Raw genomic sequence first — 25,449 nt, forward strand, 5'->3', positions numbered from 1 at the left:
TTGGTTCATGGGCACCAGTAAATCTCTAACGTAGGTTGCAAAAACGCGCGGACCGGCATTTCGGCGACGTTGTCACCGGCCACCGCAGCGTTCAGGGTGGTCAATTTCGATTGACCGGAAATCGACAGCACCTTGTGTTTCGCCGAGGCCAGCAAGGCACGGCTCATGGTCAGGCGCTGGTGCGGCACGGTCGGCGCCAGCATTGGCCAGCAACGACGAGCGCCCTGCGTGTCCAATGCTTCGGCCAGGTTCGGGCTGTCGGGGAACAACGATGCGGTATGCCCGTCATCGCCCATGCCCAATACGAGCACATCGATGGGCGGCAGCTCGGCCAACAGGCGATCAGCCTGCTCGGCGGCTGCCTCCAGGTTGGCACTGGCGCTGTAGAGGCTCAGGAACTGGGCCTTGGCCGCCGGGCCTTGCAACAGATAACGCTTGAGCAGACCGGCATTGCTGTCAGCATGTTCAACCGGTACCCAGCGCTCGTCCGCCAGGCTCACCACCACTTTCGACCAATCCAGCGCTTGCTTGGCCAGGCTCTGGAAGAAAGCCACCGGACTGCGGCCGCCAGATACCACCAGGACCGCCGTGCCACGTGCGCTGATCGCCTCGCGCAGTTGCTCGGCCACGTTCAATGCCAGGCCTTCAGCCAACAGCACCGGGCTCTTGAATTCCAGGGCGCTGACGCCCTGGGGCAGTTTCACTTCAGATATCGCCATACCATGACCTCCCGTCCCGCGTGATCAGTGCAATGGAGCTCATCGGCCCCCAGGACCCGGCCGCGTACGGCTTGGGCGCATCACCGGACTTTTTCCATCCGGCGATCAACTGGTCACACCATGTCCACGCGGCTTCGATTTCATCTTTACGGACAAACAGGTTCTGATTGCCGTTCATGACTTCCAGCAGCAAGCGCTCGTAGGCATCGGGAATCCGCGCGCTACGCCAGGTGTCGGAAAAGTTGAGTTGCAAAGGACCGCTGCGCAACTGCATGCCCTTGTCCAGGCCTTGGTCCTTGGTCATCACCCGCAGGGAAATCCCTTCGTCCGGCTGCAGACGGATGATCAGTTTGTTGCTGATCTGCAAGCGCTGCTCGGGAGCGAAGATGTAGTGGGACGGTTCCTTGAAGTGAATGACGATCTGCGACAGCTTTTGCGGCATGCGCTTGCCGGTACGCAGGTAGAACGGAACCCCGGCCCAGCGCCAGTTGCGGATGTCGGCGCGCAGGGCAACGAAGGTTTCGGTGTCGCTCTGGGTATTGGAATTTGGCTCTTCCAGATAGCCGGGCACCGCCTTGCCTTCGCTGTGGCCGGCGATGTACTGGCCGCGCACCACCTGGGTGGTCAGGCCTTCGGGACTGATCGGCGCCAATGCCTTGAGCACCTTGACCTTCTCGTCACGAATACTGTCGGCGGACAGTTCGGCCGGCGGGTCCATGGCGATCAGGCACAGCAGCTGCAACAGGTGGTTCTGGATCATGTCCCGCAGTTGTCCGGCTTTGTCGAAATAGCCCCAGCGGCCTTCGATGCCGACCTTCTCGGCCACCGTGATTTCCACGTGGGAAATATAATGCTGGTTCCACTGGGTTTCGAACAGGCTGTTGGCGAACCGCAGCGCGATCAGGTTCTGGACCGTCTCTTTACCCAGGTAGTGGTCGATACGATAGGTGCGGTTCTCCGGGAAGAACTGCGCCACGGCGTCGTTGACCTTGCGCGAGGATTCCAGGTCCGAGCCGATGGGCTTCTCCAGTACGACACGGGTGTTTTCGCTCAAGCCGACCTTTGCCAGGTTCTCGCAGATCGAGCCGTACACCGCCGCTGGGGTGGCGAAATAGGCAATGACCTGCTGGGCCGCGCCAATCTGTTCGGCCAGGGCGACATAATCGTCGGCCTTGAGGAAATCCACATGCAGGTAGGTCAGGCGCGCCATGAAGCGCTCGACCACGGTTTCGTTCAGCTCCTTGTCGCCCACATAGCGGCGCAGTTCCGTGGCGATGAACGCCAGGTGCTGCTGCTCGCTGCCGGGTTCACGGGCCAGCGCGATGATTCGCGTGTCCTCGTGCAACAGACCGGCGCCGTCGAGTTGGTAAAGGGCAGGAAACAGCTTGCGCAGGGCCAGATCGCCCAGCGCGCCGAACAAGGCAAAGGTGCACGGTTCAACCGTTATCGAAGGCATGATGTTTGTTCTTTTATCAAGTTAAGCTACAAATACCTTTTTTCAAGGCATCACTCAAGGAAAAATGTAGTAATAACCACAACATTTTCCGAAAATACCGATTCCGAGTGGTGGTCCGCCGGAGCCATCAGTAGGATAGGCCACCGCAAAGGGTCGTATCAAAGACCCGTCTTTCTAGGAATCCTCTATGGACCGCGTGCGAAATTTACTGGAGCAGATCCAGAGTCGCCTTGAAGACCTGAACAAGGCAGAACGCAAGGTGGCCGAGGTGATCCTGCTCAACCCACAGCAGGCCACCCGTTTCAGCATCGCCGCCCTCGCCCAGGCCGCGTCGGTCAGCGAGCCCACGGTCAACCGCTTCTGCCGTTCGTTCGGCGTCAGCGGCTACCCGGAGCTCAAGCTGCAACTGGCCCAGAGCCTGGCCAGCGGCGCCGCTTATGTCAGCCGTGCAGTAGAGGCCGACGACAATCCCGAAGCCTATACCCAGAAAATCTTTGGCAGTGCCATTGCTTCGTTGGACAGTGCCTGCCAAGCACTTGATCCAAATTTGATCAGCCGTGCCGTGGACCTGTTGATCCAGGCCCGACAGATCCACTTCTTCGGCCTCGGTGCCTCGGCCCCGGTGGCGCTGGATGCCCAGCACAAGTTTTTCCGTTTCAACCTGGCCGTGACCGCCCATGCCGACGTGCTGATGCAACGCATGATCGCGTCGGTGGCTCACACCGGCGAGCTGTTCGTGATCATTTCCTACACCGGTCGCACCCGCGAACTGGTGGAAGTGGCGCGCATCGCCCGGGAGAACGGCGCTTCGGTATTAGGACTCACCGCGGAAAACTCCCCTCTGGCCAAGGCCAGTACCCTGAGCCTGAATATTCCGCTCCCCGAAGACACCGACATCTACATGCCGATGACCTCGCGGATCATCCAGCTCACGGTGCTGGATGTGCTCGCCACCGGCATGACCCTGCGCCGTGGCGTGGATTTCCAGCCGCATCTGCGCAAGATCAAGGAAAGCCTGAATGCCAGCCGCTATCCAGTGGGGGATGAGTTCAATTGATTCGGCTCAGGAGCTTCGGCGTCCGTTAGTCAGTTTCGCAAGCAAGCCCGCTCCCACAAGTTGGAATGCATTTCAAATGTGGGAGCGGGCTTGCTCGCGAAGAGGCCGGTAGCAACACTACAAATCCTGAATCAAGCCCCCACCCGCGCCTGCAAACTCAGGTGCGCCCGCTCCCCCGGCGCCAGGCACAGGCTGTCGGTGCCGCCGCTGGCCGCTTCGACACAGACGAATTCACTGACTTCATCCCAGCTCACCCCCAGCAACGGTCGGGTACCGGGATGCCATACCACAGTGTCGGCGCTGTCGCCGGTATCGATGCACAGCGCTCGCTGCCAGGCATGGTCCCTGAGCTGCAACTCCCCTTCGTGCTGGAACACCCGCTGGCAGCCACCCTCGACCCGCAACTCGCCTTTCTGCTGACAGACGGTGCGGTTCAGATGGTCGTAACCCTGGGCGCCTTCGAGCCCAGACAGCGCTACCTCACCGACGTCACCGATACGCCAGTAGGCATGCAAAGCCTGGCTCAACTGGCACGGCAAGCTGTCTTGGTGCTCGGTACTCAAGCGCAGTTCCATGCGCTCTCCAAGGTCCGCATGCAGGTCCACTTGCCAGTCGCACAGCTGCAATTGCCAGTGCAGATGCACACCGTCGTCGTCGCTGCGGCTGTCCAGCAGCTTCCAGTCGATCAGCCGCGCCCAGCCATGGGACGGCCAGGCGTTTTCGCTCGGGTGACGGCCGTACCACGGCCAGCACACCGGCACCCCGCCCCGTATCGCCCCGACCTGGGGCCATTTGGCCGCGCACCACAACCAGGGCTTCTGCCCACGGGGCTGGAAATGCAGCAACTGCGCGCCCTGGCGACTGAACACCGCCTGGCACAGTGGATGATCAATCACCAACACATCGCGCTGCCGATAGCGCTCCCACGCAAACACCGGACGCTCGCGCAAGGATCTGAAAAAGCGTTGCAGTGGATGCTCATGCATGGGCCGCGGTCCTGGAAATCATTGAATTCTCAACGGGATAAAGCACTTTTTGTGGCGAGGGGTTCTGCTCCGGCCTGGCACTTTACAAAAAAAAGCGGACAGCCTTGGCCGTCCGCAAATTATGCGCACATAGAGAGGAGCTTATCGCAACAGCGTTAGAACACCGACTGAATTTTCAGGCCGGCCACCAGCGCGTTGTCCACTTCATCCACGCCACCCGGATGGGTGATGTACTGCAGGTTGGGACGTACGGTCAGCCAGTTGGTGACGTGGACACCGTAGTTGAGCTCGTAGTTGTACTCGGTCTCACGCAGCGGGGCGAACAGCGGGTTGTCGTAGTCGCTCACACCGTTGGCAGCGTTGGTCAGCTCGGCGTTTTTCTTCACGTCATCATTGACATGGATACGGGAGAAACCGATGCCGATGTCATCTTTTGGACGGGCATCGAACGGCCCCTTGTACACGAACATCAGCGACTGGTAGTTGTCGACGACGTTGGTGTCCTTGTCGTGGAAAGTCGCGTTGGCTGCGATGTTCAGGCCGCGGGACGCATCACCGTTGTGGGTGGTGAGTTGCTGCTGCGCAACGAACCAGTAGCCGTGCTTGCTGTTGTGGCTGCGATAGGCGTTGCCGGTAGTCGCGGCATCGTCACCGTTGTCATCTTCACGAACGTCATTGGCATCGGCCGTGCTCTTGTAGTAACCGACACGGTATTCACCCGGCAGGCTGTTGACCTTCGGCGACCAGACCAGCTCGACCGGGATCACGGTGCCCTTGGTACCACTGCCGCTGAGTTTGAAGCCGTTGCCATGTTCCAGCTGCGAAGGGTTCTGGTTGTAGGCACCGATCTGTGCATAGAACTCAGGCGTGATGTTGTACTTCACGCGGATCGCGGCCTGGCTCACTGGCCAGTTGTACCAGATACCGGTGGCCCAGTTACCCACCTGGGAGCCGCAGAACGCCAGATTCTGGAATTCGCAAGGGAAGGTGTTGAAGTCTTCGCCTTCACCGAAGTAACCAGCCTTGACGTCCAGCTTGCCGTCGAGGAACTGGTGCTTGATCCACAATTGGGTCAGACGGACCATGTGACCACGGCCGTAGACTTCCTGGGAAGAACTCAAGGTGCCGGCACGCGGGTCGCCGACGCGGTCGTTGGAAATGTTTTCGCCGTTACGGTTGGTCAGCTGGATCTTGGCCTGGGTGTTATCCCAGCCCCACAGCTTTTGCAGGTCCAGTGCCACGCCCAGACCGAACTGGTCTGCGTAACGCGCAGTCTTGTCGTTGTTGTAGCCGCCGTGCAGGTTGCCACCCACTTCACCGACGTAGTCGGCCTTGATGTCGATACCCTGTTCGATCAGCTCGGTACGTTTACCGCCCCAGTCACCCGTCATCCACTTCGAATCGGCGCTGAACGCTTCATCAGCCTGTGCGCTACCGACCAGCATCATCGCCGCAACGGCTGATAACTGGCAGATGAGCTGGGCATTGTTTTTCTTCTTCATCCCTACATTCCTCGTCTTATTGTTATTTGACTGTTTTTATTTTTTCTAACGCGGTTTACAACGATTGCGCTGGGCGGTCCCCCACCCACCGCATACTTCTTTCTGTGAGAGCGAGCCTGCTCGCGATAGCGGTGTGTCATTCACCCATACGACGGCAGGCACACCGTCATCGCGAGCAGGCTCGCTCCCACATTTGTTCTTCACCGGCCTTTGAACTGCGCCACGTTCGGTGCTCGCTCCTGGGCCTGCGCCTGACCAGCCACTCTTAGACGCTCACCGGTCTGCGCATCAAATAGTAATACTTTTTTAGGATCAAACTGAAGCGTCATTGTTTCACCGGCCCGTGGTGCCACGTCCGGAGCCAGGCGGCAGCAAACCTTGGTGTCATTTAGACTGACAAATACCAGCGTATCCGGGCCGGTGGGCTCGGTGACCTGGACCTCGGCACGAATGGTCGGCAAACCGTTCGGCTCGCTGCCGGCCAGTACGATCTGTTCCGGACGCATGCCAAGAATCACTTCGCGATCTTCCAGACCGGCGTCCTGGATGCCCAACGGCAACTCGCAACGGGCCTGACCGCTGTCGAGCAGCGCCATCAGGCGACCTTCCTTGCGTTGCAGGCGCAGGGGAATGAAGTTCATCGGTGGCGAACCGATGAAGCTCGCCACGAACAGGTTGGCCGGGTTGGTGTAGATGTCTTTCGGCGTGCCGAACTGCTGGATGATCCCGTCCTTCATCACCGCCACTTTGTCGCCCAGGGTCATGGCCTCGATCTGGTCGTGGGTCACATAGACCGTGGTGGTCTTCAGGCGCTGGTGCATCAGTTTCATTTCGGTGCGCATCTCGACCCGCAGCTTGGCGTCGAGGTTGGACAGCGGTTCGTCGAACAGGTAGATCTTCGGCCGCCGCGCCAGGGCACGGCCCATGGCCACGCGTTGCTGCTGACCACCGGAAAGCTGGCCGGGTTTGCGATTGAGCAGGTGTTCGATCTGCAACAGCTTGGCAACCCGGGCCACTTCCTCGTCGATGGCCGATTGCGGCATCTTGCGGATCTTCAAGCCGAACTCGATGTTCTCGCGCACGCTCATGGTCGGATACAGCGCATAGGACTGGAACACCATGGCGATGTCGCGATCCTTGGGGCTCATGCCGCTGACGTCCTGATCGCCGATCATGATCGCGCCACCGGTGATGGTTTCCAGGCCAGCGATGCAGTTCATGAGGGTCGACTTGCCGCAGCCCGAAGGCCCGACCAGGATCAGGAATTCACCGTCCTTGATCGACAATTCGATGTTCTTCAGGGTGTCGGGCAAGCCGGCGCCGTAGGTCTTGTTTACATTGCGAAGTTCGAGCGTAGCCATGATTACCCCTTGACCGCGCCGGCCGTCAGCCCGCGCACGAAATACTTGCCTGCGACCACGTAGACCAGCAGGGTCGGCAGCCCGGCGATCATCGCCGCCGCCATATCAACGTTATATTCCTTGGCCCCGGTGCTGGTGTTGACCAGGTTGTTCAACGCCACCGTGATGGGTTGCGAATCGCCGCTGGAGAACACCACGCCAAACAGGAAGTCGTTCCAGATCTGCGTGAACTGCCAGATCAGGCAGACCATGATGATTGGCGTCGACATCGGCAGGATGATCATGCGGAAGATGGTGAAGAAACCCGCACCGTCCAGGCGCGCCGCCTTCACCAACGCATCGGGAATGCTGACGTAGTAGTTGCGGAAGAACAGCGTGGTGAACGCCAGGCCATACACCACGTGCACGAACACCAGTCCAGTGGTGGTGCTGGCCAGGCCCATCTTGCCGAGGGTGAACGAGGCCGGCAGCAGGACGGTCTGGAATGGCAGGAAGCAACCGAACAGCAACAGCCCGAAGAACAGCTGCGAACCGCGGAAGCGCCACATCGACAGGACGTAGCCGTTCAGTGCACCGATGGCGGTGGAAATCAGTACCGCCGGAACGGTGATCTTGATCGAGTTCCAGAAGTAACCGTTGACCGTCGCCCAGGCCTTGACCCAGCCGATGCCGCTGACCACGGTCGGCCAGCTCAACAGGTTACCGGTGCTGATGTCTTCCGGGGTCTTGAAGCTGGTCAACAGCATGACCACCAGCGGAACCAGATAAAGCAGTACGGCGAGGATCAGCACCGCGTAGATCGCGATGCGACTCAGGCTGATACCGGGTTTGGTGGCGAGACTAGTCATGACGCTTGGCCCTCAGCTCGGAATACAGGTAAGGCACGATGATCGCGAGGATCGCACCGAGCATCAGGATCGCACTGGCCGAGCCCATGCCCATCTGGCCGCGGCTGAAGGTGAAGGAGTACATGAACATGGCGGGCAGGTCGGACGAATAGCCCGGGCCACCGGCCGTCATGGCCGCCACCAGGTCGAAACTCTTGATCGCGATGTGCGCCAGGATCATCACGGCGCTGAAGAACACCGGACGCAGGCTCGGCAGGACCACCTTCCAGTAAATCCTGGGCATGCTCGCGCCATCGATCTGCGCAGCACGGATGATCGATTGATCGACACCCCGCAGGCCGGCCAGGAACATCGCCATGATGAAGCCCGAGGCTTGCCACACGGCGGCGATCACCAGGCAATACACCACGCGATCCGGGTCGATCAGCCAGTCCAGGCGAAAACCTTCCCAGCCCCAGTCACGCAGCAGCTTGTCCAGGCCCATGCCCGGGTTGAGCAGCCACTTCCAGGCGGTACCGGTGACGATCATGGAGAGCGCCATCGGGTACAGATAAATGGTGCGGATGAAACCTTCGCGACGGATACGCTGGTCGAGGAATACCGCCAGCAGCACGCCGATCACCAGGGTGATGCCAATGAACATGCCACCGAACACCGCGAGGTTCTTGCTCGCGACCCACCAGCGGTCGTTGTCGAACAGCCGGGCGTATTGCGCCAGACCGACCCATTTGTAGGTGGGGAGGAAAGTCGAGTTGGTGAACGAGAGCAGAAACGTCCACAGGATGTAGCCATAAAAGCCCACCAGGACGATGAACATGCTGGGCGCCAGCACCAGTTTGGGAAGCCAGCGCTGCAGCGCATCGAACGGCGAGGCCTTGCTGAACACAGCAACAGAGCTCATGGGGAAATCCAGTACTTGAAAACTACAGTGACATCCCTTGTGGGAGCGGGCTTGCTCGCGAAGGCGTCGTGTCATTCCACACGGTTGCCTGACACTCCGCTTTCGCGAGCAAGCCCGCTCCCACAGGGACAGCGTTGCTACCGTTTACTTCGCGGACTTGACCGCAGCGCCGAGCTTCTTGGCAGTGTCGGCAGGGTTGGCACTCGGGTCGTTGATGTAGTTGGTCACTACGTCAAAGAACGCGCCTTGTACCGCCAACGTGGTCGCCATGTTGTGCGCCATGCTCGGCTGCAAGCCACCGGTCGTGGCGTCGGCGAGGAAGTCCTTGGCAGCGGTCTGGGCACAGGAGTCGAAACCGTACTTGCCCATGTCCTTCAACATGTCGTTACGAACCGGGATCGAGCCCTTGTTGATGCTGAAGACCTTCTGGAAGTTTTCACCCAGCACGACCTTGGCAATGTCCTGCTGACCGGCAGAAGTGCCCTTGTCTTTCTGCTTGAACACCGCCAGGGAGTCGATGTTGTAGGTGAAAGCCTTGTCGGTGCCCGGGAAGGCTACGCACTCGTAGTCCTTGCCGGCGACTTTCTTGGCCGCGGTCCACTCGCTCTTGGCCCAGTCGCCCATGATCTGCATGCCGGCCGTGCCGTTGATGACCTTGGCCGCTTCGAGGTTCCAGTCCTGGCCCTTGCCGTCGGCGTCCATGTAGGTTGCGACTTTCTTCAGCTCGGTCAGCGCCTTGACCATTTCCGGACCGGTCAGTGCCTTGTCGTCCAGGTCAACCAGGGCTTTCTTGTAGCCATCAGCGCCCATGACCGAGAGCACCACCGCTTCGAACACGGTGCTGTCCTGCCAAGGCTGGCCGCCGTGGGCGAGCGGGATAAAGCCCGCAGCCTTCAGCTTGTCGCCAGCGGCGTAGAATTCTTCGAGGGTGGTCGGGTTTTTCGTGATGCCGGCTTTCTTGAAGACTTCCGGGTTGATCCACAGCCAGTTGACCCGGTGGATGTTCACCGGCACGGCCACATAGTCGCCCTCGTACTTCACGGTATCGGAGACTTTCTTGTCGAGAAGGGAGTCCCACTTCTCGTCTTTGGCAACGTTCTTGAGGACGTCGCTGTCGAGCAGCCCGGTCGACGCCCATTCCTGGATGTCGGGGCCCTTGATCTGGGCAACGCCTGGCGGGTTGCCGGCGACTGCGCGGCTTTTCAGCACGGTCATGGCCGTGGAACCACCACCGCCTGCGACGGCGCCGTCTTTCCAGGTGAAACCGTCCTTCTCGACTTGGGCCTTCAGGACATCAACAGCCGCCTTCTCACCGCCCGAGGTCCACCAATGCACCACTTCGACCGTCCCTTTCGAGTCGGCGGCAAAAGCACTGAGGGGAAACAACGAGGCAATGGAAACAGCAACGGCGAGGCGATTAATCGCGTTCATCTGAGTACCTTTTTTGTTGTTATGCATGCAAGTCTGTGGCTTGCGCTGCATGGATTCTAAACAGGGTAATTCCCTTCACAGGTAACGAAGGGATGCGTAAATGTCACGACATGGTTACACGGTTGCCGGTGCAGACAATTGCGCCAGCGCCGAGGCCATGCTCGGCGCCAGGGGCAGGCGTGGAATCAGCACCGCCTGCCAGGCGTGGTACAGGTCCGGCTTGCCTGGCCAGATGTCGGCACTGGGGCGGTTCTGCGGATCGAGTTCGTGGTGCCAACTACCGTTGCACCGGTCGATGAAGTGCTTCTCGCAAAACTCCCAGAAGCACCGGTACCAGGTTTCGTACTGCGCCTCGTCGGTGCGCTTGAGCAAGGCGCTGGCAGCGGCCGCCGCTTCGGCATGGACCCAGTGCAGGCGATGGCGGACCACCGCGCGATTATCCCAACCCAGCGTGTAGACAATGCCAGGGGCGCCATCGACATCCCAGCCGTAACGGCAGTTCTGCTCGAACAGTTTCTGCGCATCCTGGACCAGCCAGCCCGGGGTCAGCATGCCGATCCGCACACGCGCCGCTTCGAGGTGCAAGAGCAGGCGGGCCCACTCGAAACCGTGGCCCGGCGTGGTGCCATACGGACGGAAGCCATCGGCGGGATTGTCGTGGTTGTACTCGCGCAGTGGCTGCCAGTGGCGGTCGAAATGCTCCACCACCCGATAATCGTTGGCCGCCGCATGGCCGTGGATCACCCGTTCGACGATGCGCAGCGCGCGGGCGAGCCAGCGCGGATCGTCGGTGACATCGGCCAGGGCCAGGAATGCTTCGGTGGCGTGCATGTTGCTGTTGGCGCCGCGATAGGCTTCCTCGACGCTCCAGTCACGGCTGAAGGATTCGCGCAGCGCGCCCTCTTCCTCACTCCAGAAATGCGTGTCGATGACCCCCACCGCCTCGTCCAACAGCGCCTGGGCGCCGGGACGCTGGGCCACCACGGCGGAACTGGCGGCCAGAGCCACGAAAGCATGCAGATAGGCAGCCTTGCCGGTGTCGTTTTCATCGGGTTGCGTCGTGGCAAACCAGCCGCCGTATTCGGCGTCCCGCAAGGGGCCAGCGAGGGCCTGGATGCCGTGGTCCACCAGTTCGGCGAAGCCCGGCAGGCCCTGGGCATGGGCCATGGCGAAGCTGTGGGTCATGCGGGCGGTGTTCATGGTTTCAGCCCGGGCGCCGGTCGGCAGGCAACCGCGCTCGTCCAGGTTGCCGAAACCGTCCGGCAGCCTCGACGCCTTGGCGAACGCCAGCAACCGCAAGCCTTCGGCGGCGAGCCATTGCTGGTGGGCAGGTGCATTCAGCCAACTGCTGAAGGCCGGTTGGAAGGTGTCCATCGGGGAAGACCTTTTTGTTGTTTTGACGCAGCGAGTCTAAACAAGGGAGGGCGGAGGGCAGGTAACGAAAGGGGCGAGTTATGTCACCGACTTGTGACATTTCTCCAAGAGATGAGGTGAGGCTGCTGGCGTCTTCGCGGGCAAGCCCGCTCCCACAGGGTTCTGTGTCGAACACGATATTTGTGCTTAACCAGGTCCAATGTGGGAGCGGGCTTGCCCGCGAAGAACGATAACGCGGTGTACCTAGTCAACACTCCGAGGCAACTGCAAGGTCACCCGCAACCCACCCTCACGCAGGTTCTGCAGGCTCACTTCCCCCCCATGGCTGTGGGCGATGTTGCGGGCGATACCCAGCCCCAGGCCATATCCCTGCTGTTGCCCGGCCAGCCTGAAGTGCGGCTCGAAAACCTGCTCCAGACGCTGCTCCGGCACACCCGGACCTTCATCGTCGACATGCAGGATGAACGCGGTTTCATCGTCGTCGATGTGCAGGTGGGCGTTCTGTCCGTATTTCAAGGCGTTGTCGATCAGGTTACCGATACAGCGCTTAAGGGCCAGCGGCTTGCCGGGATACGGCGCCAGCGCCCGGCCATCCTGGGTCACACGGCCATTGCCGTTGGGGGCAAGGTAAGGTTCCACCAGGCAATCGAGCACATGGTTGAGGTCCACCAGCTCGATGTTTTCATGGATGTCGGTGTCCTTGACGCACTGCAGCGCCCCTTTGACCAACAGCTCCAACTCATCCAGGTCACGGCCGAACTTGGCCTGCAGGTTCTCGTCCTCCAGCAGTTCGACCCGCAGCCGCAGGCGGGTGATCGGTGTGCGCAGGTCATGGGAAATCGCGCTGAACAACTGGCTACGCTCGGTCAGGTAGCGGCTGATGCGCTCACGCATGGCATTGAAGGCGCGGCCAACCTCGACCACTTCGCTGCCGCCGCCCTCGGCCACCGGCTCCACTTCGGCGCCCAGCGACATATCCCGGGCCGCCCGGGCCAGGCGCTTGAGCGGGCGGCTCTGCCAGTGCACGAGCAAGCCGATGAACAGCAACAACAGGCTGCTGGTGAGCACGATGAAGCCGACCTGCTGCTTTGGCAGGTCCTGTTCTTCGAGGCTGGTATAGGGCTCGGGCAGTAGCGAGGCGATGTACAACCATTCGCCCGGCGCCATCTGGATCTGCGTGACCAGTACCGGCGGATTCACGGGCTCAAGGGTCAAGGCGTAGTGAGCCCACGAGCGTGGCAACTCGTCGAGTTTCAATCCACCGTTGAAAATCCGCAGGTCATCGGGGCTGACGAAGGTCACGGAAATATCGGTGTTATTGCCCAGGGACTTGCGCAGCACTTCATCCACTGCCTTGAGCACTGCCAGCTTGCGCGGCGTGACCGGCAGCACATCCATGCCCAGGGGTTTGTCGTTGAGCGTGACGACAAACCGCGTGCCGCCCATGCTGCGCAATTGGTCCAGCACCAGCGGCCGGTAGGCCACCGGCAGCGAACGCAGGTAGCTGACGCTGGCCGTCATCGAATGGGCCAGGCTGCGGGCGCTGGTGACCAGGCCTTCGAGCTGGGTAGCGCGCAGTTGCGACACCCAGATGACGCTGGACAAGGTCTGGGCGAACAACACCACCAGCAAGGTCAGCAACAGCATCCTTCCGAGCAGCGAGCGCGGCACCGGCACCCGTCGGGCGAGTGTCCTGGCCCAGTCAATGCCCATTGCTGGCAACCACATTGGCCGCCAATTGATAACCACTGCCGCGCACCGTACGGATCAACCGTGGCGGCTTGTCGGTATCACGCAGGCGCTGGCGCAAGCGACTGACCGCCATGTCGACGATCCGGTCCAGGGGCATCAACTCCCGGCCCCGGGTGGCGTTGCCAATGGTGTCGCGGTCGAGGATTTCCTGGGGATGATCGAGGAACAGTTTGAGCAGGGCGAAATCGGCGCCGGAGAGAATCACCTCCTCACCGTCAGTGTGAAACAGCCGATGACTGACCATGTCCAGGCGCCATTCATCAAAGGCCAGCACCTCACCGCCGGAGCGCTCCTGGCCGAACTGTGCCCGGCGTAACAGGGCCTTGATGCGCGCCTGCAATTCACGTGGGCTGAACGGCTTGCCGAGATAATCATCGGCCCCCAGTTCCAGGCCAATGATCCGGTCGGCCTCGTCGGAACTGGCCGTGAGCATGATGATCGGCACATGGGCCTGGCGCGGGTGCTGGCGAACCCAGCGGCACAGGCTGAAGCCGTCTTCATCGGGCAGCATCACGTCGAGGATCACCAGGTCGCTCGGCGCATCGTTCAACGCCTGGCGAAACCCGGCTCCGTCGGGCGTGGTCCGCACCTGAAACCCCGCACGACTGAGGTAAGTGTCCAGCAGCTCGCGAATCTCCTGGTCGTCGTCGACCAACAAAATCGATTTGTTTACTGAACTCACGGGCCTCGTCCTTGTTGTTTGGATTGGCGGATTATGCCTGATGGACGGGATCTATAAACAACCACAATCCCCTGTGGGAGCGGGCTTGCTCGCGAATGCGGTGTGTCAGTCAACGAAAATGTTGAATGAAACACCGCATTCGCGAGCCCGCTCCCACAGGGGATTGCATTTCAAACCTTAAGCGGCGGCAGATTGCTCCAACGCCACCCCGGCACCCATCAGGCCGGAATACGGCGCCGTTACCAGCCAGACCGGAATGCCCTTGAAGTAATCGCTCATGCAACCCTTGTCGGCGAAGCAGCGGGCGAAGCCGCTTTCGAGGAAGAAATCGGCAAACCGCGGGATCACCCCGCCGACAATGTATACACCGCCTCGCCCCCCCACCGTCAGCACATTGTTGCCGGCCACGCGTCCCAGCCAGCGGCAGAATTGCTCCAGCACTTCCAGGGCGATGGGGTCGCCGGCCAGGCCGGCGGCGGTGATGGATTCCGGGGTATCGAGCACCGGTTCATGACCGTCCACCGCGCAGATTGCCCGATATACCCGGGGCAAGCCGCTGCCGCTCAGGGCGGTTTCGGCGCTGACGTGGCCGATCTCGTTGTAGATGTGCTGCCAGAGCTGGGTTTCCCGCGGGCTGCTCATCGGCAGGTCGACATGGCCACCCTCCCCCGGCAACGCCGCAAAGCGGCCATCACCCAGGTCCAGCAATGTACCGACGCCCAACCCCGTGCCCGGCCCGATCACCACCGCCGGACGCATCGGCTCCGGGGTGCCTTCGCACACGACCCGGTACTCATCGGGGCGCAAACGGGTCATGCCCAGGGCCATGGCCGAGAAGTCGTTGACCAGCAACAGCTTCTCGACCTGCAAGGTCTTGCAGAACGCCAGGTTGCTCAGGCGCCAGTGGTTGTTGGTGAAGCGAAACAGATCGCCCGCCACCGGGCCGGCCACCGACAGGCACACCGAACCGATGGCGCCGGGTTCCAGGCCCATGCCGCTCAGGTACACCTTGATGGCATCTTCAGGGCAGGCGTAATCCGCCGTCGCCAGCACCTGGACGTTCTCCAGATTGTGGTTCTTCCACAACGCGAAGCGCGCGTTGGTCCCACCGATGTCACCGACCAGGGCCAGTTTCAATTAATCGTCTCCAGGGCAGCCGTGAAGGCGCTTGCACCCTGCTCTGCCGAGCTGAAGGCCATGCGCATGAAACCGAACAGTTCACGACCGGTGCCGATGTTGTTGCCCAACAGGCCCTTGGCCGGTTCGCGTGCGGCGAATTCCTCGGCGTCCACCTTCAATTCCAAGGTGCCTTTGACGCCATCGACGCGGATGATATCGCCCTCCTGCACCCGGGCCAACGCGCCGCCGACATAAGCTTCGGGGCTGACGTGGATCGCCGCCGGGATTTTCCCCGAGGCGCCGGACATGCGCCCGTCGGTCACCAACGCCACTTTGAAACCGCGATCCTGCAGCGAACCGAGGAATGGGGTCATCTTGTGCAGCTCCGGCATGCCGTTGGAGCGTGGCCCCTGAAAGCGCATCACCGCGACAAAATCCTTCTCCAGCAGCCCGGCCTTGAACGCATCCGCCAGGTCCTGCTGGTCCTGGAAGACCATGGCCGGCGCTTCGACGATCTGGTTTTCCAGCGCTACGGCGGACACTTTCATCACGCCACGGCCCAGGTTGCCTTCCATCACCCGCAAACCACCTTCTGGCGAGAACGCACGGGCCACCGGGCGCAGGATGTTTTCATCGAGGCTTTCGATCGGGCCGTCGCGCCACACCAGCTCGCCATCCTCGAGAAACGGTTCCTGGGTGTAGCGGCTCAGGCCGTGACCGAGCACGGTATTGACGTTTTCGTGGAGCAGGCCGGCCTCCAGCAGTTCGCGGATCAGGAAGGACATGCCGCCCGCCGCCTGGAAATGGTTGATGTCGGCCTTGCCGTTCGGGTAGACGTGACTCAGGGTCGGCACCACCTCGGAGAGGTCGGCCATGTCTTGCCAGGTCAACTGGATGCCCGCCGCCATGGCAATGGCCGGCATGTGCAAGGTGTGGTTGGTCGAGCCGCCGGTGGCGTGCAGCGCAACGATGGAGTTGACCAGCGAACGCTCGTCGACGATTTCGCCGATGGGCATGAAATTGCCGCTCTGCTTGGTCATGCGCGTCACCTGGAACGCCGCTTCGCGGGTCAGGGCATCACGCAGCGGGGTGTTCGGGTTGACGAACGAAGCGCCCGGCAAGTGCAGGCCCATCACTTCCATCAGCAGCTGGTTGGTGTTCGCGGTGCCGTAGAAGGTGCACGTGCCGGGGCTGTGGTAGGACTTCATCTCCGATTCCAGCAGCTCTTCGCGAGTGGCCTTGCCCTCGGCGTAGCGCTGACGCACGTCGGCTTTTTCCTTGTTGGAAATGCCCGAGACCATCGGCCCGCCGGGCACGAAGATCGTCGGCAAGTGACCGAAGCGCAGCGCGCCCATCATCAGGCCCGGAACGATCTTGTCGCAGATGCCGAGCATCAGCGCGCCGTCGAACATGTTGTGGGACAACGCCACCGCCGTGGACATCGCGATCACTTCGCGACTCGGCAGGCTCAGCTCCATCCCCGCCTCGCCCTGGGTGACGCCATCGCACATGGCCGGCGTACCGCCCGCGAACTGGCCGACCGAGCCGATCTCGCGCAAGGCTTTCTTGATCTGTTCCGGGAAGGTTTCGTAGGGCTGGTGGGCCGAGAGCATGTCGTTATAGGACGACACGATGGCGATGTTGGCGGCGTTCATCATCCGCAGGTGATGCTTGTCTTCGCTGCCGCAACCGGCCACGCCATGGGCGAAGTTGGCGCATTGCAGCTTGCCGCGCATCGGACCGTCGCTGGCAGCACCGCGGATCAATGCAAGGTAAGCCTGACGCGTGGCGCGGCTGCGGGCGATAAGCCGTTCGGTGACCTCAAGAACGCGGGGATGCATGTGTAGAACTCCAGGCTAACGGGTGTGGCGACCTGATTGTCTATGCTGGTCAAGACCGGCTGCGCGCCCTGTGAAAGGAAAGGCGACAAACGGTTTCTGACCACTCGGACCAGTTGATTCAGGTCACTCGTTGTAGATAAAACAAAATATTGCCATCAAAAAGGCTTGTTTTCTATTTCTATGCGAATAATCTTGTAATTCCAACAACAAATCGATGGCGGCGCAGTTAATGACTCTTCGAATCGCAATCAATGGTTTTGGCCGCATCGGCCGCAACGTCCTCCGTGCACTGTATACCCAAGGCTATCGTCGCGACTTGCAGATCGTCGCCATCAACGACCTGGGCGACAGTGCGATCAATGCTCACCTGCTCAAGTACGACACCGTCCACGGCACTTTCGATGCAGACGTGCAGCACGATAACGAAAGCCTGACGGTCAATGGCGACCGCATCGCGGTCAGCGCCATCCGCAATCCGGCCGAACTGCCCTGGGCCGCCGAGAAGATCGACGTGGTGTTCGAGTGCACCGGGCTGTTCACCGACCGCGCCAAGGCCGCCGCCCATATCAGTGCCGGCGCCCGCAAGGTGATCATCTCGGCCCCGGCCAAGGGCGCCGACGCCACCGTGGTGTATGGCGTGAACCATGACATCCTGCGCCAGTCCCACCAGATCATTTCCAACGCTTCGTGCACCACCAACTGCCTGGCCCCGGTGGCCCAGGTGCTGCATCGCGAGCTGGGCATCGAAAGCGGCCTGATGACTACCATCCATGCCTACACCAACGACCAGAACCTGACCGACGTCTACCACACCGACCCGTACCGCGCCCGTTCAGCCACCCAGAACATGATCCCGAGCAAGACCGGTGCCGCCGAAGCGGTGGGCCTGGTGCTGCCGGAACTGGCGGGCAAGCTGACCGGCATGGCCGTGCGTGTACCGGTGATCAACGTGTCCCTGGTGGACCTGACCGTGCAGCTCAAGCGCGAAGCGTCGGCTGAAGAAGTCAACGAACTGCTGCGCCAGGCCAGCCAACATTCGAAGATCCTCGGCTACAACACCCTGCCGCTGGTCTCCAGCGACTTCAACCACAACCCGCTGTCGTCGATCTTCGACGCCAACCACACCAAAGTCAGCGGCAAGCTGCTCAAGGTACTGGCCTGGTATGACAACGAGTGGGGCTTCTCCAACCGCATGCTCGATAACTGCCTGGCGTTGTGCAACGCGGAGTGATCGGCTGAACTTAGAGCATTTCTGTGGGAGCGGGCTTGCTCGCGAAAGCGGTGTATTCAGTGAATATTTCTACTGACTGACACGCCGCCTTCGCGAGCAAGCCCGCTCCCACAATGATTTGGGGCGGTGATGAGATTCGGGCTTGACCTGCAAACCAAATGATAATTACTATCATTTGACATAACCGAATCGGCCTCACCGTGAGTCAATCGCGCTTTCACCACGTCTTCCTCGCCCAGCGCACACCCCTGCTGCGCACCCTCGAGCGCATGGTCAACAACCCCAGCACTGCCGAAGACCTGCTCCAGGAAACCTATCTGCGCGTCTCCCGCGCCTTGGGTGAACGTACAGTCGAGCATCTCGAACCCTTTGTCTTCCAGACCGCCCGCAACCTGGCACGGGATCATTTGCGGGCGCGGCGCATGCAGTCACGGACCGTGCTGGACGACGTCCCCCTGGAAGTTGTCCACAATGTGGTCGCGTCCCAGAGCAGCGCCGAAGACGCCGCCCATGCCGAACAGATGCTCGAGCGCCTCAACGTCAGCCTGCAAGCGCTGAGTCCGCGCCAACAGCGGATTTTCATTCTCAGTCGCCTGCACGGTCATGGTTATCAGAACATCGCCGCAGAGCTGGGTGTGTCCCTGAGTACCGTGCAAAAGGAACTGAAACTGATCATGGCGATCTGTGTGAGGAGTTGTCAGGTGTAAGCTTCAAGCGGCAAGCTACAAGCAGCGCAGGCTTGCCATCTGTTGCTTGCCGCTCGTAGCTTGTCGCTTGCCACTAATGCCGAGTAACCATCGTGACGGATAATCACCAAGCCCAAGAGTCTACGACAGCGCAGGACACCGCCCATGCCATGGAGCAGGCGCTGGACTGGCTGATCCTGCTGGACAACCCCAGCCAGGAGCAGGCCCGGCAATTCCAGGTCTGGCTGGCAGCCGATCCGCGCCATGGCGAAGCATTTCTCAGGGCCCAGACCCTCTGGAACGGCCCGCACGTGAAGGAGAGTGCCCGGCAACTCCAGGCCGCCTCCAGGGTGAGCGCGTTGTCACGCTTGCGCGCCCATTGGAAACCCCTGGCCACCGCTGCCGTGCTCCTCCTCGGCCTGTTCAATTTCAGCGACCTGCCCCTGCGTTTCCAAGCCGATCACCTGACGGTGGTCGGTGAGCGCCAGCGCCTGCAACTGGAAGACGGCTCCAAGGTCCTGCTCAACACCGACTCGGCCTTTTCCAGCACTTTCAACGAACAGCGTCATGTGGCCCGGTTGTACAAGGGCGAAGCGTTTTTCGAGGTGCCCGACAATCGCAACCTGCCACTGGAGATCGATGCCGGGCCGGTCACCGCCAGTGTCAGCAACACCACGTTCGCGGTGCGCTACCTCGACGGCGTGGCCCAGGTCCAGGTCCAGCGCGGCGATGTGGACCTGCGGGCCAACCGCAACGACACCCATGTCCGGCTCTCGGCCGGGGAAAGCATCCGCATCGGGCCCAACGGCTTCGACCGCCCGGCCCCGCTCGACACCAGTACCGACCTGGCCTGGGTCCAGGGCCGGCTAGTGTTCGAAAACCGGCCATTAAGCCAGGTCCTGGCCGAACTGCGGCGCTACTATCCGGGCTGGATCATCAACCGCAACGAGCAATTGGCGCAGATCGCAGTCACCGGTAACTACCGCCTCGACCAGCCGCTGGACGTGGTTCGCTCCCTGGCTCATATCACTTCTGCACAGCTTCAGGAATTCCCCGCGCTGGTGATCCTGAACTAAATGAGAATTATTTTTACTCGATAGGTTTCGCTGATTCGTCTCGTTATAGCCAATGCAATTGATTCGCATCTATCGATGCCAATCTGCACCTATAACAGATGCGACACGGAGCGCTATCGATGTCCTCTCGCCTTACCTGCAGGTTCCTTGCCCCTTCCCGCACATTGTCGTTGCTGACCGCCGCCATCCTGATGGCCGGCGTCGCGCCCGCCGCCCTGGCTGCCGCGACACAGCCGCCGTCGCGCAATATCGGCGACTACACCTTCGCCATCCCCCAGCAACCATTGGTCTCGGCCCTGAACGCGTTCACCGCCGTCACGGGCTGGCAAGTGGGGCTGACGGCCGAGCTGGCCGAAGATATCGCGTCGCCAGGCGTCAACGGTTCGCTGCCACCGGAAAAAGCCCTGGAACGCCTGCTGGCGGGAACCAACCTGAGCTACCGCAAACTCGGCAACAACAGCATCGCCCTGGAGAAGCGCAGCGCCGGCAATGTGGTGAACCTGCAACAGATGACCATCAGTGCCACCCGCCAGGAGCAGGACATCAGCGGTGTGCCCAGCACCGTCAGCGTCCATGACCGCCAGGCACTGGACCGCAACAACGTCAACACCCTCAAGGACCTGGTGCGTTACGAGCCCGGCGTGTCGGTGGGCGGCGCAGGCCAGCGCGGCGGTATCAGCGGCTATAACATCCGAGGCATCGACGGCAACCGGATCCTGACCCAGGTCGACGGCGTGGCGATTCCCGACGGCTTCTTCAACGGTCCCTATGCCAAGACCCAGCGCAACTACGTCGACCCGGAAATCATCAAGCGCGTGGAAATCCTCCGCGGTCCGGCGTCGGTGCTCTATGGCAGCAACGCCATCGGCGGCGCCGTCAGCTATTTCACTCTGGATGCGGATGACATCGTCAAGCCCGGCCAGGACGTCGGTGCCCGCCTGAAGACCGGCTACAGCTCCGCCGACGAAAGCTGGCTCAAATCCGCCACCGTCGCCGGCCGCAACGGGACATTCGATGGCCTGCTGCACTACAGCCAGCGCGACGGCCATGAAACCGAATCCTACGGCAACCATAACGGCACCGGCCTGGACCGCACCGCAGCCAACCCGGAGGACGTGCGCGCCAGCAACGTACTGGCCAAACTCGGCTGGAACTACAGCGACGATGCGCGCCTGGGCCTGGTCTACGAGAAGTACAAGGACGATCGCGACACCGATCTGAAAAGCGCCTACGGCGGCCCCTTCTCCAATGGTCAGCCGGCCATCCCCCCGAGCATGCTGCCGGGCGGCATGTACCAGTGGCGCACCGGTAACGACACCGTCACCCGCGAGCGTTTCGGCCTGGAGCACAGCTTCGCCCTCGACAGCCTGCTGGCCGACAACATCAAGTGGAGCCTGAATCACCAGATCGCCAAGACCGACGAGAGCACCGCCGAGTTCTACTTTCCGATCACCCGCCGGGTCCTGCGCACCCGGGAAACCCTCTACGAAGACAAGCAATGGGTGTTCGACGCACAGCTGGACAAGGTCTTCAGCCTCGCCGACACCGATCACGCACTGACCTATGGCACCACGATCAAGCAACAGAAAGTCACCGGCTCACGCAGCGGCAATGGCGTGTGCCTGGCGGTCGGCGTCGGTTGTTCCGCCGTCGGCGCCATCAGCACCCGGGACGTACTGGCAAAAGCCAGCGACTTCCCGGATCCGACCATCAACACCTACAGCCTGTTCGCTCAGGACCAGATCAGTTGGGACAAGTGGACCTTCACCCCAGGCCTGCGCTACGACTACACCCAGCTCAAGCCGCACCTCACCCAGGCGTTCCTCGATACCGTCGACCCGACCCGCGGTGGCCAGGTGAGCGACAGCAACAAGACCTGGCATCGCGTCTCACCCAAGTTCGGCCTGACCTATGCCTTTACCGACCAGTACACCGGTTACGGCCAGTACGCTGAAGGTTTCCGCACCCCGACCGCCAAGGCCCTGTACGGCCGTTTCGATAACCCCAGCATCGGCTACAGCGTAGAACCCAACCCCGACCTGGAACCGGAAAAAAGCCAAAGCTACGAGACCGGCTTGCGTGGCCGTTTTGACTCCGGTTCGTTCGACGTGGCGGTGTTCTACAACAAGTACCGCGATTTCATCAACGAAGACGCCATCACCCCCGGCGCCGATCAGTTGACCTTCCAGAGCAACAACATCAAGCACGCCACCATCAAGGGCGCCGAGGTCAAGGGCCGCCTGGACCTGGACGTATTGGGTGCGCCCCAGGGTCTCTATACCCAGGGTTCGGTGGCCTACGCCTACGGTCGCAACGACGACACCGGCCAGCCGATCAACAGCGTCAACCCGCTGACCGGCGTGTTCGGCCTGGGTTACGAGCAGGACGACTACGGCAGCTTGCTCACCTGGACCCTGGTCAGGAAGAAAAACCGCGTCGACGACAGCAACTTCAATTCGCCGGATGGCGTCAGCAGCCAGTTCAAGACGCCAGGGTTCGGGATATTCGACCTGACCGGCTTCTACAAGGTGACCCGGGACGTCACCGTCAGCGGTGGTCTCTACAACCTCACCGACAAGAAGTACTGGCTGTGGGACGACGTGCGCGGCTACGACAGCGTCGGCGAAGCGGCCGTGCTGAGCCCCGCCAACCTCGATCGCCTGACAGCGCCGGGGCGCAACTTCGCGGTCAACCTGATCTGGGATATCTGACTGACCCAAAGTCCCCCTCTGCAGGCAACACAAAGCCCTGTGGCGAGGGGATTCATCCCCGCTGGGGCGCGTAGCGGCCCCAAAAATGGAAGGGTCGCTGCGCAACCCAACGAGGATAAATCCCCTCGCCACATTTCAATTCAAGGAGCTCCCATGAGTACCCCACAACAAACTTTTCGCTCCCAACGCCTCAACCAGATCACCCACGAGCCCCACGGCAAACTCGACGCTCTGGTCAAGGCCCACGCCCCGTTCGAAACCCCGGCCAGCTTTGCCCGTTTCGTCGTTGCCCAGTACCTGTTCCAGTCGGAACTGGTAGCGCTGTACAACGACGCGCAGCTGTCCGCCCTGATCCCCGACCTGCCGGCCCGCTGCCGGGCCGACGCGGCCAAGGCCGACCTGGCGGACCTGGACACCGATGTCCCGGCGCCGGTGGCCGGCGCGTTGGACAACCCAACCATGGCCGAAGCCCTGGGTTGGTTGTTCGTTTCGGAAGGTTCGAAGTTGGGCGCGGCATTCCTGATCAAACGCGCAGTAAACCTGGGGCTGAGCGCAACCTTCGGTGCCCGCCACTTGGCCGAACCAGCGGGCGGCCGTGCCGAGGGTTGGAAGACCTTCACCCGCATCCTTGACGAACTGAGCCTCACCGAACAACAGGAAGCCGAGGCGGACAAAGGCGCGCTGGATGCCTTCAACCGGTTTACGGTGTTGCTGGAATACGCTTACACCACTGAATGTGCCTGACTCACGCTATCCATCTGTGGGAGCGGGCTTGCTCGCGAAGGCGGCCCATCAGCCAACGATGATGCCGGCTGAAAAACCGCCTTCGCGAGCAAGCCCGCTCCCACAAGGAAAAGTGTATGCCTGAAAGAAACTTATGAATCCGCCCTCAAAACTCACCCGCCTGCTCTTCGGCCTGCTCGCCTACACCAGCCTGACCATCGGCCTGGTCGCCATCGTCGTGCCCGGCCTGCCGACGACCGAGTTCATCCTGCTGGCCGCCTGGGCCGCGACTCGCAGCTCTCCGCGCCTGAGTGCCTGGCTGGAGAGCCATCGGCTTTTCGGGCCGATGCTGTACAACTGGCGCAACGGCAAGGTCATTCCGCGTCGGGCCAAGGTGGGCGCCACCCTCGGCATGCTGTTCTGCGCGGCACTGATGCTGGCAATGCTCGAGCATGGCTGGCCGGTCTACCTGGCGCTGACGGGCATGGGCGCGGGCAATCTGTGGATCTGGTCCCGTCCGTCCGCAACAGCGCAGGCGTCCGAATGAACCGTTTTGATCTATGCTCGGCCTCTCTCACACCCGGAGGGCTTCCGATGACAGAGCTACTCGCGTCCATGCAAACCGCACTCGGCCTGCCCACGGCCCCGATCCGCTTCGCGAGTGACGGCGCCCTGCCTTCGGCGTTCGCCGTTACGGAGCTGGCCAGCGCCAGTATCGCCGTGGCCGGCCAGGCGATAGCCGAGCTCATTGGCCAACAGACCGGCCGCTTGCCGTCCCTCGAGGTCGATCGGCGCCTGGCCTCGTTCTGGTTCGCCACGTCGCTGCGCCCCATTGGCTGGAGCGTGCCGCCGATGTGGGACCCGGTGGCCGGTGACTACGCCACCGCCGACGGCTGGATTCGCCTGCACACCAATGCGCCGCATCATCGACGGGCGGCGGAAAAGGTCCTCGGTGCCTGCGTCGATCGCGCCGACATGGCGAGCAAAGTGATCCGTTGGAACAAGACCGAACTGGAACAAGCCGTCGTCGACGCCGCTGGCTGCGCCGCCGAGATGCGCTCGTGGCAGGCCTGGCAAGTACATCCCCAAGGCAAGGCAGTGAATGCCGAGCCGCTGGTGCACTTCGCTGAAGCCGTCGAGGCACACCACAAACCCTGGCTCGGCTCCGTGGCCCAACCACTGGCCGGCCTCAAGGTCCTGGACCTGACCCGCGTACTGGCGGGTCCCGTCGCCAGCCGCTTCCTCGCAGGCCTGGGGGCCGACGTCTTGCGGATCGATCCACCGACCTGGAACGAACCCGGCGTGATTCCGGAAGTCACCCTCGGCAAACGCTGCGCCCGCCTCGACTTGCATCAGCCCGACGACCGCGTCGCGTTCGAAGCACTGCTCAAGGACGCCGACATCCTGCTGCACGGCTACCGTGCCGACGCCTTGGAGCGCCTGGGCTATGGCGCCGAGCAACGCCACAGGATCGCCCCTGGCCTGATCGATGTCAGCCTCAACGCCTACGGTTGGAGCGGCCCGTGGCAGCACCGGCGCGGCTTCGACAGCCTGGTGCAGATGAGCTGCGGCATCGCTGATACCGGCATGGCCTGGAAACAGGCCGATAAACCGACACCGCTGCCCGTTCAGGCGCTGGACCACGGCACCGGCTACCTGATGGCGGCCAGTGCCGTGGTGTTGCTGGCCCGACGCCTGGCAAACGGGCAAGGCGGCTCGGCACGCCTGTCCCTGGCGCGTACCGCCCGACTGCTGATCGAGGGTGGCGCGGGTATCCAGGCCGCGCTACGCCCCGAGGACGAGCAGGATCTGGGTGTGCTGATCGAGCAGACACCGTGGGGGCCGGCTCGCCGGTTGCAAGTACCGCTGAAAATCACCGGCACGCCCTGGCAATGGACACGCGCAGCAACCACACTCGGCGCCCATCGGGCGCAATGGTGATCGACTCCGTCTTCTGACCTGGATCAGCTACTGAAGCGATAAGTCGACATAC

General features: G+C 61.8%; 21 protein-coding genes. 8 read left to right on the forward strand and 13 right to left on the reverse strand.

Features of this window, described 5'->3' with window-relative positions; genetic code table 11:
* Positions 1-5: 5 nt before the first annotated feature.
* Positions 6-719: a 6-phosphogluconolactonase gene (pgl, locus tag FBX99_RS14440; protein ID WP_144928753.1), complete on the reverse strand. Its 714-nt coding sequence runs from the start codon at positions 717-719 to the stop codon at positions 6-8.
* Entirely contained in the window at positions 706-2,175 is a 1,470-nt protein-coding gene (gene zwf / locus FBX99_RS14445; protein WP_047701870.1) for a glucose-6-phosphate dehydrogenase, read from the reverse strand. Before zwf ends, pgl begins: the two co-directional genes overlap by 14 nt.
* A 196-nt stretch (positions 2,176-2,371) precedes the next feature.
* On the opposite strand from zwf, the gene FBX99_RS14450 reads away from it, so the two are divergent.
* Positions 2,372-3,232, forward strand: coding sequence for a MurR/RpiR family transcriptional regulator (locus FBX99_RS14450; RefSeq protein ID WP_171057240.1), 861 nt, complete (start codon positions 2,372-2,374; stop codon positions 3,230-3,232).
* 131 nt (positions 3,233-3,363) lie between these two features.
* On the opposite strand, the gene FBX99_RS14455 is transcribed toward FBX99_RS14450, so the two are convergent.
* From FBX99_RS14455 to edd, 11 genes are all read right to left on the reverse strand, one after another.
* On the reverse strand, positions 3,364-4,218 hold the full coding sequence (locus FBX99_RS14455) for a D-hexose-6-phosphate mutarotase (RefSeq protein ID WP_144928751.1): 855 nt from the start codon (positions 4,216-4,218) through the stop codon (positions 3,364-3,366).
* A 155-nt stretch (positions 4,219-4,373) separates the two neighbouring features.
* Positions 4,374-5,720, reverse strand: coding sequence for a carbohydrate porin (locus tag FBX99_RS14460; protein WP_144928749.1), 1,347 nt, complete (start codon positions 5,718-5,720; stop codon positions 4,374-4,376).
* A gap of 200 nt (positions 5,721-5,920) precedes the next feature.
* Positions 5,921-7,081, reverse strand: a complete 1,161-nt coding sequence (locus tag FBX99_RS14465; protein WP_144928747.1) for an ABC transporter ATP-binding protein — start codon at positions 7,079-7,081, stop codon at positions 5,921-5,923.
* 2 nt (positions 7,082-7,083) lie between these two features.
* Positions 7,084-7,929, reverse strand: coding sequence for a carbohydrate ABC transporter permease (locus FBX99_RS14470; protein WP_047701874.1), 846 nt, complete (start codon positions 7,927-7,929; stop codon positions 7,084-7,086).
* Positions 7,922-8,830, reverse strand: coding sequence for a carbohydrate ABC transporter permease (locus FBX99_RS14475; RefSeq protein ID WP_047701875.1), 909 nt, complete (start codon positions 8,828-8,830; stop codon positions 7,922-7,924). Before FBX99_RS14475 ends, FBX99_RS14470 begins: the two co-directional genes overlap by 8 nt.
* 144 nt (positions 8,831-8,974) lie before the next feature.
* On the reverse strand, positions 8,975-10,261 hold the full coding sequence (locus FBX99_RS14485; protein WP_144928743.1) for an ABC transporter substrate-binding protein: 1,287 nt from the start codon (positions 10,259-10,261) through the stop codon (positions 8,975-8,977).
* A 114-nt stretch (positions 10,262-10,375) separates the two neighbouring features.
* Positions 10,376-11,635: an AGE family epimerase/isomerase gene (locus tag FBX99_RS14490; RefSeq protein WP_144928741.1), complete on the reverse strand. Its 1,260-nt coding sequence runs from the start codon at positions 11,633-11,635 to the stop codon at positions 10,376-10,378.
* A 243-nt stretch (positions 11,636-11,878) separates the two neighbouring features.
* A complete protein-coding gene (locus tag FBX99_RS14495) occupies positions 11,879-13,348 on the reverse strand; it encodes an ATP-binding protein (protein WP_144928739.1) in 1,470 nt (489 codons plus the stop codon).
* Positions 13,338-14,069, reverse strand: coding sequence for a response regulator (locus FBX99_RS14500; protein ID WP_144928737.1), 732 nt, complete (start codon positions 14,067-14,069; stop codon positions 13,338-13,340). Before FBX99_RS14500 ends, FBX99_RS14495 begins: the two co-directional genes overlap by 11 nt.
* A gap of 177 nt (positions 14,070-14,246) precedes the next feature.
* A complete protein-coding gene (locus tag FBX99_RS14505) occupies positions 14,247-15,206 on the reverse strand; it encodes a glucokinase (protein WP_144928735.1) in 960 nt (319 codons plus the stop codon).
* Positions 15,203-17,029, reverse strand: a complete 1,827-nt coding sequence (gene edd, locus FBX99_RS14510; protein ID WP_041022916.1) for a phosphogluconate dehydratase — start codon at positions 17,027-17,029, stop codon at positions 15,203-15,205. Before edd ends, FBX99_RS14505 begins: the two co-directional genes overlap by 4 nt.
* 229 nt (positions 17,030-17,258) lie before the next feature.
* On the opposite strand from edd, the gene gap reads away from it, so the two are divergent.
* The 7 genes from gap to FBX99_RS14545 all read left to right on the forward strand — a co-directional run bounded on the left by gap (position 17,259) and on the right by FBX99_RS14545 (position 25,397).
* Complete coding sequence (gene gap / locus FBX99_RS14515; RefSeq protein WP_047701880.1) at positions 17,259-18,260, forward strand: type I glyceraldehyde-3-phosphate dehydrogenase; 1,002 nt, start codon at positions 17,259-17,261, stop codon at positions 18,258-18,260.
* A gap of 200 nt (positions 18,261-18,460) precedes the next feature.
* On the forward strand, positions 18,461-18,967 hold the full coding sequence (locus FBX99_RS14520; protein WP_144928730.1) for an RNA polymerase sigma factor: 507 nt from the start codon (positions 18,461-18,463) through the stop codon (positions 18,965-18,967).
* A 149-nt stretch (positions 18,968-19,116) separates the two neighbouring features.
* Positions 19,117-20,022 carry a FecR domain-containing protein gene (locus tag FBX99_RS14525; protein ID WP_371923855.1) on the forward strand — a complete coding sequence of 302 codons (906 nt, stop codon included), beginning with the start codon at positions 19,117-19,119 and terminating at the stop codon, positions 20,020-20,022.
* 119 nt (positions 20,023-20,141) lie between these two features.
* Positions 20,142-22,733: a TonB-dependent receptor gene (locus FBX99_RS14530; protein ID WP_145131861.1), complete on the forward strand. Its 2,592-nt coding sequence runs from the start codon at positions 20,142-20,144 to the stop codon at positions 22,731-22,733.
* A gap of 153 nt (positions 22,734-22,886) precedes the next feature.
* A complete protein-coding gene (locus tag FBX99_RS14535) occupies positions 22,887-23,477 on the forward strand; it encodes a biliverdin-producing heme oxygenase (RefSeq protein ID WP_144928724.1) in 591 nt (196 codons plus the stop codon).
* 133 nt (positions 23,478-23,610) lie between these two features.
* Positions 23,611-24,003, forward strand: coding sequence for a YbaN family protein (locus tag FBX99_RS14540; RefSeq protein WP_144928720.1), 393 nt, complete (start codon positions 23,611-23,613; stop codon positions 24,001-24,003).
* A 47-nt stretch (positions 24,004-24,050) separates the two neighbouring features.
* A complete protein-coding gene (locus tag FBX99_RS14545; protein WP_145131863.1) occupies positions 24,051-25,397 on the forward strand; it encodes a CoA transferase in 1,347 nt (448 codons plus the stop codon).
* Positions 25,398-25,449 lie beyond the last annotated feature (52 nt).

The sequence above is a fragment of the Pseudomonas sp. SJZ074 genome, assembly GCF_007828215.1.
Lineage (GTDB): Bacteria > Pseudomonadota > Gammaproteobacteria > Pseudomonadales > Pseudomonadaceae > Aquipseudomonas.

What these genes read in the sequence shown, in the direction of transcription:
- FBX99_RS14490 (WP_144928741.1), bottom strand. Translation starts at nt 11,635, where the DNA reads ATGGACACCTTCCAACCGGCCTTCAGCAGTTGGCTGAATGCACCTGCC.
- FBX99_RS14475 (WP_047701875.1), bottom strand. Translation starts at nt 8,830, where the DNA reads ATGAGCTCTGTTGCTGTGTTCAGCAAGGCCTCGCCGTTCGATGCGCTG.
- FBX99_RS14495 (WP_144928739.1), bottom strand. Translation starts at nt 13,348, where the DNA reads ATGGGCATTGACTGGGCCAGGACACTCGCCCGACGGGTGCCGGTGCCG.
- gap (WP_047701880.1), top strand. Translation starts at nt 17,259, where the DNA reads ATGACTCTTCGAATCGCAATCAATGGTTTTGGCCGCATCGGCCGCAAC.
- FBX99_RS14535 (WP_144928724.1), top strand. Translation starts at nt 22,887, where the DNA reads ATGAGTACCCCACAACAAACTTTTCGCTCCCAACGCCTCAACCAGATC.
- FBX99_RS14465 (WP_144928747.1), bottom strand. Translation starts at nt 7,081, where the DNA reads ATGGCTACGCTCGAACTTCGCAATGTAAACAAGACCTACGGCGCCGGC.
- FBX99_RS14470 (WP_047701874.1), bottom strand. Translation starts at nt 7,929, where the DNA reads ATGACTAGTCTCGCCACCAAACCCGGTATCAGCCTGAGTCGCATCGCG.
- FBX99_RS14530 (WP_145131861.1), top strand. Translation starts at nt 20,142, where the DNA reads ATGTCCTCTCGCCTTACCTGCAGGTTCCTTGCCCCTTCCCGCACATTG.
- edd (WP_041022916.1), bottom strand. Translation starts at nt 17,029, where the DNA reads ATGCATCCCCGCGTTCTTGAGGTCACCGAACGGCTTATCGCCCGCAGC.
- zwf (WP_047701870.1), bottom strand. Translation starts at nt 2,175, where the DNA reads ATGCCTTCGATAACGGTTGAACCGTGCACCTTTGCCTTGTTCGGCGCG.
- FBX99_RS14485 (WP_144928743.1), bottom strand. Translation starts at nt 10,261, where the DNA reads ATGAACGCGATTAATCGCCTCGCCGTTGCTGTTTCCATTGCCTCGTTG.
- pgl (WP_144928753.1), bottom strand. Translation starts at nt 719, where the DNA reads ATGGCGATATCTGAAGTGAAACTGCCCCAGGGCGTCAGCGCCCTGGAA.
- FBX99_RS14455 (WP_144928751.1), bottom strand. Translation starts at nt 4,218, where the DNA reads ATGCATGAGCATCCACTGCAACGCTTTTTCAGATCCTTGCGCGAGCGT.
- FBX99_RS14525 (WP_371923855.1), top strand. Translation starts at nt 19,117, where the DNA reads ATGGAGCAGGCGCTGGACTGGCTGATCCTGCTGGACAACCCCAGCCAG.
- FBX99_RS14540 (WP_144928720.1), top strand. Translation starts at nt 23,611, where the DNA reads ATGAATCCGCCCTCAAAACTCACCCGCCTGCTCTTCGGCCTGCTCGCC.
- FBX99_RS14460 (WP_144928749.1), bottom strand. Translation starts at nt 5,720, where the DNA reads ATGAAGAAGAAAAACAATGCCCAGCTCATCTGCCAGTTATCAGCCGTT.
- FBX99_RS14545 (WP_145131863.1), top strand. Translation starts at nt 24,051, where the DNA reads ATGACAGAGCTACTCGCGTCCATGCAAACCGCACTCGGCCTGCCCACG.